9 protein-coding genes and 4 pseudogenes are annotated in these 9,891 nt (G+C 45.5%); 11 read left to right on the top strand and 2 right to left on the bottom strand.

Features of this window, described 5'->3' with window-relative positions; translation table 11 throughout:
- Positions 1-713: 713 nt before the first annotated feature.
- From IE074_RS09030 to IE074_RS09020, 3 genes are all read left to right on the top strand, one after another.
- Entirely contained in the window at positions 714-1,499 is a 786-nt protein-coding gene (locus tag IE074_RS09030; RefSeq protein WP_189385139.1) for an HNH endonuclease signature motif containing protein, read from the top strand.
- 197 nt (positions 1,500-1,696) lie between these two features.
- Positions 1,697-2,164 carry a hypothetical protein gene (locus tag IE074_RS09025; protein WP_189385138.1) on the top strand — a complete coding sequence of 156 codons (468 nt, stop codon included), beginning with the start codon at positions 1,697-1,699 and terminating at the stop codon, positions 2,162-2,164.
- 166 nt (positions 2,165-2,330) lie between these two features.
- The gene (locus tag IE074_RS09020) at positions 2,331-2,858 is read left to right on the top strand and encodes a TIR domain-containing protein (RefSeq protein ID WP_189385137.1); all 528 of its coding nucleotides are present in this window, start codon (positions 2,331-2,333) and stop codon (positions 2,856-2,858) included.
- Positions 2,859-2,881: 23 nt separating this feature from the next.
- On the opposite strand, the pseudogene IE074_RS09015 reads toward IE074_RS09020, so the two are convergent.
- Positions 2,882-3,676 (bottom strand): annotated as a pseudogene (locus IE074_RS09015) (IS256 family transposase); the annotation flags it as partial.
- An 87-nt stretch (positions 3,677-3,763) separates the two neighbouring features.
- On the opposite strand from IE074_RS09015, the gene tnpA reads away from it, so the two are divergent.
- The 5 genes and pseudogenes from tnpA to IE074_RS08990 all read left to right on the top strand — a co-directional run bounded on the left by tnpA (position 3,764) and on the right by IE074_RS08990 (position 7,616).
- Positions 3,764-4,135 (top strand): IS66-like element accessory protein TnpA, encoded by a 372-nt coding sequence (gene tnpA, locus IE074_RS09010; RefSeq protein ID WP_189385136.1) that lies wholly within the window; start codon positions 3,764-3,766, stop codon positions 4,133-4,135.
- Positions 4,129-4,473, top strand: coding sequence for an IS66 family insertion sequence element accessory protein TnpB (tnpB, locus tag IE074_RS09005; RefSeq protein WP_189385135.1), 345 nt, complete (start codon positions 4,129-4,131; stop codon positions 4,471-4,473). Before tnpA ends, tnpB begins: the two co-directional genes overlap by 7 nt.
- Positions 4,474-4,566: 93 nt before the next feature.
- Positions 4,567-5,217, top strand: coding sequence for an IS66 family transposase zinc-finger binding domain-containing protein (locus IE074_RS09000; RefSeq protein WP_189385134.1), 651 nt, complete (start codon positions 4,567-4,569; stop codon positions 5,215-5,217).
- Positions 5,198-6,244 (top strand): annotated as a pseudogene (locus tag IE074_RS15060) (integrase core domain-containing protein); the annotation flags it as partial. The gene IE074_RS09000 and the pseudogene IE074_RS15060, both read left to right, overlap by 20 nt.
- A gap of 415 nt (positions 6,245-6,659) precedes the next feature.
- The gene (locus IE074_RS08990; protein ID WP_229793963.1) at positions 6,660-7,616 is read left to right on the top strand and encodes a Bug family tripartite tricarboxylate transporter substrate binding protein; all 957 of its coding nucleotides are present in this window, start codon (positions 6,660-6,662) and stop codon (positions 7,614-7,616) included.
- 163 nt (positions 7,617-7,779) lie between these two features.
- On the opposite strand, the pseudogene IE074_RS15055 reads toward IE074_RS08990, so the two are convergent.
- Positions 7,780-8,109 (bottom strand): annotated as a pseudogene (locus IE074_RS15055) (type II toxin-antitoxin system PemK/MazF family toxin).
- Positions 8,110-8,313: 204 nt separating this feature from the next.
- On the opposite strand from IE074_RS15055, the pseudogene IE074_RS08980 reads away from it, so the two are divergent.
- The 3 genes and pseudogenes from IE074_RS08980 to IE074_RS08970 form a co-directional block, all read left to right on the top strand.
- Positions 8,314-8,850 (top strand): annotated as a pseudogene (locus IE074_RS08980) (IS1634 family transposase); the annotation flags it as partial.
- Between the two features lie 334 nt (positions 8,851-9,184).
- A complete protein-coding gene (locus IE074_RS08975) occupies positions 9,185-9,463 on the top strand; it encodes a type II toxin-antitoxin system RelE/ParE family toxin (protein WP_169294873.1) in 279 nt (92 codons plus the stop codon).
- 12 nt (positions 9,464-9,475) lie between these two features.
- Positions 9,476-9,808: a HigA family addiction module antitoxin gene (locus IE074_RS08970; protein ID WP_169294872.1), complete on the top strand. Its 333-nt coding sequence runs from the start codon at positions 9,476-9,478 to the stop codon at positions 9,806-9,808.
- The last annotated feature ends 83 nt before the right edge of the window (positions 9,809-9,891 follow it).

Genomic DNA, 9,891 nt, shown 5'->3' with positions numbered 1-9,891 from the left:
AATATTTAATACAATGTTTTTTTATTAAAACGTGCCATTACAAATAATTGCATTAAATTAATTAAAAACCCGCATGAATAAAGGCGTTCGTGTCAAAAGCACAGGATTAAAGTGTCGAACTCAGGTGACCCCAATCAGCAACGTCTTGAGCTGAATCAACCTATTATTGCTGAAGGCGTTAGGGAAGCCGAATCAAAATGCCTATATTGAGTTGAGCGATTTAATCGCAGCTATTGCACAGAAGTCCTGGGACCGCATTTGTTCTCGTGATTACTTCAGGTGCTGGAGCTTAGTTGGTAAGCGTTCACTGTACAAATTAAAACGTTCGCATTATTCAGCAGATCTCAAGGTGTAGATAACCGGACATTTACTTTGCTAGGAATGGGTCCTGAAAAAATCTGTAAAAAACTACCTGAAATTTGTAATTTTTCTTTAATTTATTAATTAAATATTAAAAATTCAACAATATGGGCCGTTAACAATAGAAGGATTTAGTTCTGCCTTTCAGATTTAGCCTTACTTCTTTTTTCAGGCCGCATGCATAATGATTATCTGTATTGACAGTACTAAAGATTAAAGATGATGGCTGGATTAGCCTCTTGTTAACCATTTAATCGTTATTTTTATGATTTGTTGAAAATATGGATACTATATTTTTAGATTGCAGTGATTTTAATAATTTTTCAAAATAAAATTTTAGCGACACATTCTACATGAAGCCAATAAAGAAGCGCAATATCAAGAACGTTAAGATCCAGGACATTCTGGATTTACTTCACGCTTTACCGAAACCCGCCGTTATAACCAAAAATACCCAACAGGGCGCATCGGAATATTATCGCAAATGCCCTAAAAAGAAAAACACTTACCTGGATGGTTATTGGAAAGGGGAGCCAAAGAAAGCGAAGGCAGGAGCCTTTTATGCATTGCATTTTAAAACTCTGGAAGGTCTTTTGTATATTGGCAGCTTTGATGGTTGTGAAGCGTATGATGAGTCAGATCGTGTTTCCCTTGTGGTCAAAGACGTAGAGATCTACTATATTGAGGATTATAAAATTGACCTGAAAAGCACGGCAGCCCTGGATCAAATCCTGCGCAAACCCGGCCCTGTCACTTATTCGTACTTCTATCCTGGGCAAGTTGGGAAAGAAGAGCCTGTATCCCTGAGCACTAACAAAAATGAACTTCAAGAGATTTTGTACGCTTGGCGAAAGTGTCGTGCCGAGCAGGCAAAATTCAGGCAACGGGTGTTTAAAAAGCACGGTGCAGTTTGCAAAGTCACCGGATGCTCGGTGCAGGGGATTTTGGATGCGGCACATTTGCCCGGCCGAGACTGGCAGAAGGGACATTTTTCAGCTGAAGATGGTATTCCGCTACGTGCAGATTTACATAGGGCATTAGATGCTGGCCTGATTAAACTGGATGCAAAGCACAGGCTGGTGTTTGTGGCCCCGGAGCTTCATATGGAATATGGCGAGTATATCGTTGGTTCTGAATAATAGGTATGTTGCTTATTTGAAATTCTGGTTTGACTTTTTTGTGTTATGTGGCCTCATGCTTTTAACTGAGCCCAAAATTTTGCGATCCATTTAATTTTTTGGGTCACAGTACTTCGCAACGGAATTACTCGTACTTATCCCCATGCTCCGCTTGGGAATGCATATGGTTATACAGTTATTTTTTAGGAAATTTAAATATGAATCAATTAAAAGCTTTAAAAAAGATAGCCGTTATTTGCATTGGTTTAATGGCCTCATCAAGCGCGTTCTCCATGGAAATGACGGGTTGTGTACTTGAAAATAATAAAATTCTTTCGCTCACTAATCTGGATTCCGTTCCTACTTACAGCTATGGCACGACAAAAAAGAATGAGCTGACGCTATCAGACGATGTTTCTGGGATAAGGGTGTATAAAAATCACATTGGTTTTAGTGGTGGGGCAATTTTATATATTCGTTTTCAAAATGGTGATTATAGCTACGTTGCTTTTAACGGCAGGGGTAAAGGGTGGGATTTTTCTGGGCTTATTGTGTATAAGGGAAAAAAAATGATTATGAGTAAATCCTGTGAAAGTGATTATCTTGAATTCGATCTAGATCGTGTAAATGCGTTAAATGATCCGGCCAATTTTGTATCGGCGCCTGATTCTGCATTTTATAAATAATTCCTATAATTTACAGATTTACTCCTGATCTTTAATTTAAAAAATGTCTCTGGTGCTGTAAATTGATTGTCTTGTTCAGGGAGAGTATCTGAGTGCTTGTAATGTTCCAATTTACTCATTCCAAAGGTAATCACCCAAGCTCGCTACATAAACAGGAAATGAATGCATGAGTACCGATTTATTTATCTCTTACGCGTGGACCTCACCAGAGCATCGAGAATGGGTTCGCTTATTCGCTAGCCAACTTCATTTACTAGGCTACGTTGTAAAAATCGATGAGGCACTTGACTATGGATCAAGTCTGCACGTTTTCATGCAAGAAGTTACTGAGGCTACTCATGCTCTTTTGATTGTCGATGAAAACTATGTCGACAGAGCCAATAATAAACCAGAGTCTGGGGTTGGAATTGAGACAGAATGGATAAGCAGTGTTTTTAATGACAAGCCAGCCACATGGTTGTCCGTTGTCTTCGTTCGAAACCCTGCGCGTATGTTACCTAACTGGATTAAGAGTCGTAACCCAAAGGGTTTTGACTTTAATTCCACCCCAGAAATAAACAGTTTTCCCGGATCGCTTCAGATTGATGAAATCTGGCGATGGGTTGAGGGACTGTCGGCTGACAAGACTAATGCTGTCTCGTTATCTGTGGTTCGGAAACGTGCCGCGCGTATTGAGCGTATAGAGAGGGTGTAAATAATTCTGTGTAACCGTCTGGGTTATATATAATCGCTGATGCGATCCTCAAACTCGATAATAAACCGATTCAGTGCAAGCTTCCAGTTGCGAATGGGCATGGTCCATTTTTTGGACGCATCCATGATGGCAAGGTAAATAACTTTTCTGGCTGAATCGTCTGTCGGGAACAACTTGCGCTTGCTGATGGCCTTGCGAATGACGCTGTTCAGGGATTCGATGGCATTGGTGGTGTAAATGGCTTTTCGAATGTCCTCCGGATAGCGAAACAGGGTGTTCAGGTTCGGCCAGTGGGCACGCCAGCTACGGCTGATCTGTGGGTATTTGTCATCCCATTGCTGCGCAAACAACTCCAGTTCGCGCAAGGCTTCCTGCTCAGTGGCAGACTGGTAAATACGCTTGAGCCCGGCAGCAACTGCCTTGTAGTCCTTGTAGGGCACATACTTCATCGCGTTGCGTACCATATGAACAATGCACAGCTGGATTTGGGTCTGCGGATACGCGGCACTGATCGCATCCGGGAAGCCTTTGAGCCCATCCACGCAGGCAATGAGGATGTCTTTGACACCACGGTTTTGCAACTCCGTGAGCACGCCTAACCAGAACTTGGCGCCCTCGTTCTGCGACAGCCACATGCCCAACAACTCCTTATGGCCTTCTAAATTGACCCCCAGCGCCAGATAGAGGGCTTTGTTGATGACTTGCTTGTCCTGTCGGATCTTGACCACAATGCAGTCCAGATAGACGATCGGGTAAACCGATTCCAGCGGGCGCGATTGCCACTCATCAACCTTGTCGATCACCGCTTCGGTGACTTTGTAAGGCTCCGGCCAGTGCCGTCTAGGATTCTGTTTAAAATTCTAGCAATATAGATGTCCATTTATTCAACCAGGTTTTGATGCGTTATGGATGTTTCTATTTATTCGGTGCCGGTGGCCGAGCGACCCCGACGTCGCTATTCAAACGAATACAAACGCCAGGTCGTAGAGGCTTCTTTTCAGGCCAACACTTCAGTTGCTGCCGTTGCTCAAGCACATCAGATTAATGCCAATTTACCGCATACCTGGCGGTGGCAATACCGGAAGGGGCAATTCGGCGCGGTTGATCGGGCAGTATCTTTGGTTCCTGTGTGCTTAAACAACCCGGAACCCCCTGTCACCACAACGACAGACACTGGCTACTTTGAACTGCATATCAATGCCGTTCGCCTGCAAATTCATGGCACACCGGATATGCAATTATTACCTGAACTGCTGAAGATGATAAAAGCATGTTAGGCTTACCTGCAGGAACCCGCGTCTGGCTGGCGGCAGGCGTGACCGATATGCGCCGGGGCTTTGATGGCTTGGCCGCCATTGCGCAAGACGTCTTGCAACAGGATCCCTTCAGTGGTCATGTGTTTGTCTTTCGTGGGCGCAAAGGTGACCGCATCAAGGTGCTGTGGTGGAGCGGCGATGGCCTATGTCTGTTGGCCAAACGCCTGGAACAAGGCCATTTTGGCTGGCCGCAAGCTGAATCCGGATCGGTGCATTTAACGCCTGCGCAACTGTCCATGTTGCTCGAAGGCATTGACTGGCGACGGCCCGCCAGAACGCACAAACCCAGTCAGGTTTAAGACTGCCTGAAATACGACAGAATAGCGTATTTACTGGTGTTGCGGCATTTTATTTAATGGATTGGTTAGCGGTTATTGGGTAAAATAACCGCTATGTCTACGCCCGCCTCGCTGCCCGATTCCGTTGAAGATTTACAGCATTTGGTGCTTGCCATGCAAGCCGAAATAGATGCGGTTCGGCTGGAGCGTGACACCCTGAAATCGGGGCGTCTGAACGATAAACAGGAAATTGAACGGCTCACTTTATTACTGGCCAAATTACAGCGAATGCTGTTTGGCCAGAAGTCAGAGAAACTGGTACGCCAGATAGAACAGCTGGAACTGGAGCTGGAAGAACTGCACATCAAGCAGGGTGACCATCCCGCTCTGCCTGAGCCCGTTACACCGCCAACCCGCACCGCGCCGATGCGCAAACCCTTACCCGAACACCTGCCCCGCGATATCCGGGAGCACCTGCCACAGGCTTGCTGCTGCCCGGATTGTGGTGGCGCATGGCAACGTATTGGCGAAGATGTGAGTGAAATGCTGGACTATGTCCCCGCCAGCTTGCGCGTGATCCGTCATGTGCGTCCCCGCTTCAGTTGCCGCCAGTGCGATCGCATGGCGCAGGCACCGGCACCCAGCCGCCCCTTGGCGCGCAGTTATGCCGGTGCAGGGTTCCCCCTCTGGCAGGATAGTTGTCAACCTCCCATTTCAACCAGACAGGCGGTAAAGGACATCTATCATGGTCCGTTATTCCCATGAACGCAAACAAGCTGTGCTAGGCAAATTATTGCCGCCCGATAATCTGACGGTTGCCGAACTGGCTCGTCAGGAAGGCATTTGTGAAGCGACCCTTTATAATTGGCGTAAACAAGCCAAGTCAGAAGGACGCCCCGTGCCAGGATCTAAAGCCAAATCAGAACAATGGTCAGCCCAAGCCAAGCTTGCGACCGTCATTGAAACCGCAACGCTCTCAGAGGCGCAGCTTAGTGCTTATTGTCGTGAAAAGGGCCTCTACCCTGATCAGGTCAAACGCTGGAAAGCGGAGTCATTACTAGGTTTTGAACGTAGCGCTGAGCAGGAAAAATCCTTACGTAAACAGGCACAGAGCGATCGTCAGGAAATCAAGAAACTGCAGCGTGAATTACGGTACAAGGAGAAGGCGCTGGCTGAAGCGGCTGCCTTACTGGTGCTGCGAAAAAAGCTCAACGCGCTCTGGGACAACAACGACAGCAACGAGGACGAATGACCTCAGCCCCAGAGCGCAAAGCCATTATCACCCTGATCCAACAGGCCAATGGGCCTTGTAAAGTCTGGTGCTGGGATATTACTTACTGCCTGTTGCGCGAACAATGCCTGCATCAACCGCTGGTCCTGCATGCCGATAATGGTGCACCAATGAAAGCGCAGACCATGAAGGCCAAGCTGGAAGAGTTGGGGGTATTGCCATCCTACAGTCGTCCCCCGGGTCAGTAATGACAATGCATTTATCGAGTCCCTGTTTAGAGTGTTGAAATACCGCCCGCAGTGGCCTTCGTCCGGCTTAGCTTCGCTCACTGAGGCACGGCAATGGGTTGACCGGTTCGTTTGCTGGTACAACACCGAGCACCGTCACAGTAAACTCAACTTCGTTACCCCCCAGCAACGTCATGACGGTGAAGACGCAGCGCTACTGGCTCAACGTAAAGCAGTGCTGGAACAAGCCAAGCAGAACAATCCGTCACGCTGGGGGTCACGTCCAGTCAGGAACTGTGAACCGACTGGGCCAGTGACCCTGAACCCTGAAAAAGAGATAACGATGCACAAGCTACTTAAGACAAAAATAGTGACAACTACCTTGACAAACACCTTGACAAATACCGAGAGCCTTGGTTTGATGAGGAAGTGGCCAATAGCATGAATAGAACAGAACCTTTTCCTGATAAATTTTGGAACCGTTTCTTTAAACGTAATCCACTACGCAATAAAACAATTGCAAAACGATGGGCAACGGTTAAAAACTGCATCTCAGCCTGATAATTTGTTCATAGTCTTTTTAACAGCAGTTTTATGTATTTCCACGCAGGTACATGGAAACCAGAAAACCCATCAAGTGGGCATCGTCTTGTTTTTGGTAAAGTTATTTAATATTTTGTTTATCATACGATTTTGATATTTTATTTTAGGGGAAATATATGAAATTTTCTGGAAAAAACGGTCTTGCAATGTTGCTTGGTTTATTTGTTATTGCAGCTCCTTCTTATTCTTTTGCGCAAGAGACATGGCCATCTCGTCCAATCAGCTTGGTGATACCCTATGCGGCAGGTGGTTTTGCTGATACGCGTATGCGCATGCTTGCCAAAGAATTGGCTGATGAGTTGAAAGCAACCGTCGTTGTAGAGAACAGGGCAGGAGCAGGGGGTGTTATTGGGACTTCTTATATCGCAAAAGCAAAACCCGATGGTTATACTATTGGCAGCGGAAATTTGGCACCCTTATCCGTTAATCCGACATTAATGCCGAAAAATGTAACTTATGATGTAAAAAAAGACTTGGCGCCGGTTATCTTGATTGAAGAGAGTCCGCTCATACTGAATGTAAATAATAACGTATCTGCAAAATCTGTCCAGGAATTGATTGCATTGGCTAAAAAGGAACCGGGTTCATTACGGTTCGGTTCTTCAGGCGTGGGCGGGGCTCACCATCTTTCAGGTGAGCTGTTTGCGTCAGAAGCGGGTGTAAAAATGACGCACGTACCTTATAAAGGAGGCGCACCAGCTGCTGCGGATTTAATGGCAGGGCATATTGATATGATGTTTGAAATGGGCTATGCAGCTATGCCCGCTATTGATTCCAAGAAGGTGACGCCCTTGGCAGTTACTAGTGCCAAGCGGCTTGCATTACTGCCGGATGTGCCTACTTTGGCTGAGTCCGGGTTGGATGGGTTTGAGTCATATAATTGGCAAGGGGTGATTGCACCTGCGGGAACACCAGATGAAATTATTCAGAAGTTGAATGTTGCATTTAATAAAATTCTTCAAAAACCAGAGGTCATAAGGGCCTTTGATGAAACTGGCGGTCAAATTGGTGGGGGTACGCCGCAGGATTTTGCCAAATTTATTGAAAGCGAAACTCAAAAATGGGAAAAAGTGATCAAGGATGGCAATGTTACAGTGAATTGATTGTTGTTATAATGACTTGAAAAACAGGCCTTGTGTTTATAACGCAAGGCCTGTTTTGCTGAGGTAAAAGGGCGTGTGATTTTTTGTTAACGCTTCTATATAAATATAAAATTGCTTGTTCATATACTATTGGAACGAGAAGTTTTTGGGCTTGCAGGCAAGGTCAAAAATAAAATATAACTGATACTTTTGCCAATACTTCCTCAACAAGATGATCTGGCAATGCATCAACTTTTTTAGCGTTACGTGCCAACAAGTTTAATGTCCTGGGTTGATCGCAACGTATGATACCTGTTGTTTTAATACCCTATATCTGAACAGAAAACCCTAAGCGACGTGCAAAATCATCCCCCGTGGTTATAGGGCAAACTACGGGTAGTATTGTTAGTTTATTGAATCTTTCTGCCGAAACGACAACAACAGGGCGGCTCCCATTTTGTTCATGCCCTGCTGTTGGGTCAAGCGGCACCAGATAAATATCACCACGTTTCATATAAGCTCTTTTCCTACGGCAGGCGCACCTTCATGCTCTGCCCAGATATCCGCATTGAACTTCGTGTTTTGTATCTTTGCCATTTGGGTTGCCTCCAAATCGTCCCTATGGCAATAGAATACAGCTAACTTAATGTAAATTATTAAATATATACAATAACTACCTGATATATATGTGTAATTACAAGGATGCCCGAACGCTTACGATCTCTCTGTTGTCTTCTACGCTATGACCACCATACGAGCCGAAGGCCTTGCCCGTCAGTTCATGCTGGGCCTGGTGTCTTTAGATAATCTGGAAACATTGCAAAAGATGGTGCTGCCATCGGGTGCACCGCTGGAATTCATTCTGGCGGTACCGGGTCGCCGTTACAACGAATTTGCCAATCTGCTGGCACCGTTTAATCAGAGTGCGCAAAACACTGACGAATCCGACATCGTGGGTGAAGAAAAGTGGAGCAACCTGTGCCTGGTTGATCGCATCCGGGCTCATGCTTATATCTGTTTTATTGCGTTGGTGCTTGCGCGTGTCATGCGTGAACGGCTGTACCAGAACCCGGTGCCCGACGTGTGCTCACCGGAACGGGCCTTGTCAGTATTGCGCCGAATTCAGACGCATAAAGTCACATTCGACGGTCAGCCGGCAGTTCCGGAATCTCTGCCATAGATGCGGAACAAGCCGCTGTGTTGTCCAGCCTGAAGGTCAAAAAGCCGTTTGCAGGTGGCCTATGTGAACTTGTAGTGGGGCGTTTTTAAAACGATCCATTACAAATTAATAGGTTACGGTTTTGACTGTCGAACTCGGGTGTACCGGACTCTGGTTTTTTAATTTGCGCTTGTGATATTCGTGATTATAGTAGTGAGTGTATTGCCGAATGACCGCTTGCTTGCTACAAACAGTAGGGTGACAACTATCCTGCCAGAGAGGGCTGAATGTAAATGATCCATATGAAACAGTTGTCTCATCTTTGGTTTTTTATAATTTGTATGACGTATGATGGCCTTTTTTTACTTTTATTTTAATAACGGTTGATGTTATTAACGCGTTGCGTTACTATTATAAAAAATCAATATTTATGATTACTCATTTTGCTTGCGGTGACACAGAGGATTTATTTAACGGTAAGCGTGTCAAGCGTTTCGTTAATATTGAGCGGGTTGCAATGCGTAAATTGCAACAGATTCACGCAGCAATGAGCTTACAGTTCCTGCGAGCACCACCAGCAAACCATTTAGAGCTATTAAGTGGCGACAGGAAAGGGCAGTACAGTATTCGTGTAAATGACCAGTGGCGGGTTTGTTTTGTATGGAACAATGGCAACGTCAGTCATGTTGAAATTGTGGACTATCATTAAAGGAAAAAGACAATGGCGCGCAGAGAAATCCCCCTTGTTCATCCTGGTGAAATTTTATTGGAAGACTGGCTTATACCCTTGGAAATCAGCCAGTATGCTTTGGCCAAAGCAATTGGTGTACCTGCCCGTAGAATCAATGAAATTGTTAAGGGAAAGCGGGCAATTACACCTGACACAGCATTGCGTTTGGCTGCTTTTTTTAATACTGACGCACAAAGCTGGCTGGGTCTTCAAGCTCATTATGATACAGAGTTGGCCAGAGAAGCCCTTTACGATACGTTGGCGCATATCCAGCCTTTTACCGTTAATAATGCCGGGGGTTCATCTAAGTTGGCGGCACATTAATGAAAATATTATGAGAAAGCCTTGTTGCTTTTCAAGTATTTACAGCTTTGTTATAGATGGGCCTGAAGATGTTGTAAGTCTAG

The sequence above is a fragment of the Advenella faeciporci genome (assembly GCF_014652395.1).
Lineage (GTDB): Bacteria > Pseudomonadota > Gammaproteobacteria > Burkholderiales > Burkholderiaceae_B > Advenella > Advenella faeciporci.
The sequence above is the reverse complement of the archived record's forward strand: the minus strand, read 5'-3'. Positions and strand labels throughout refer to the sequence as shown.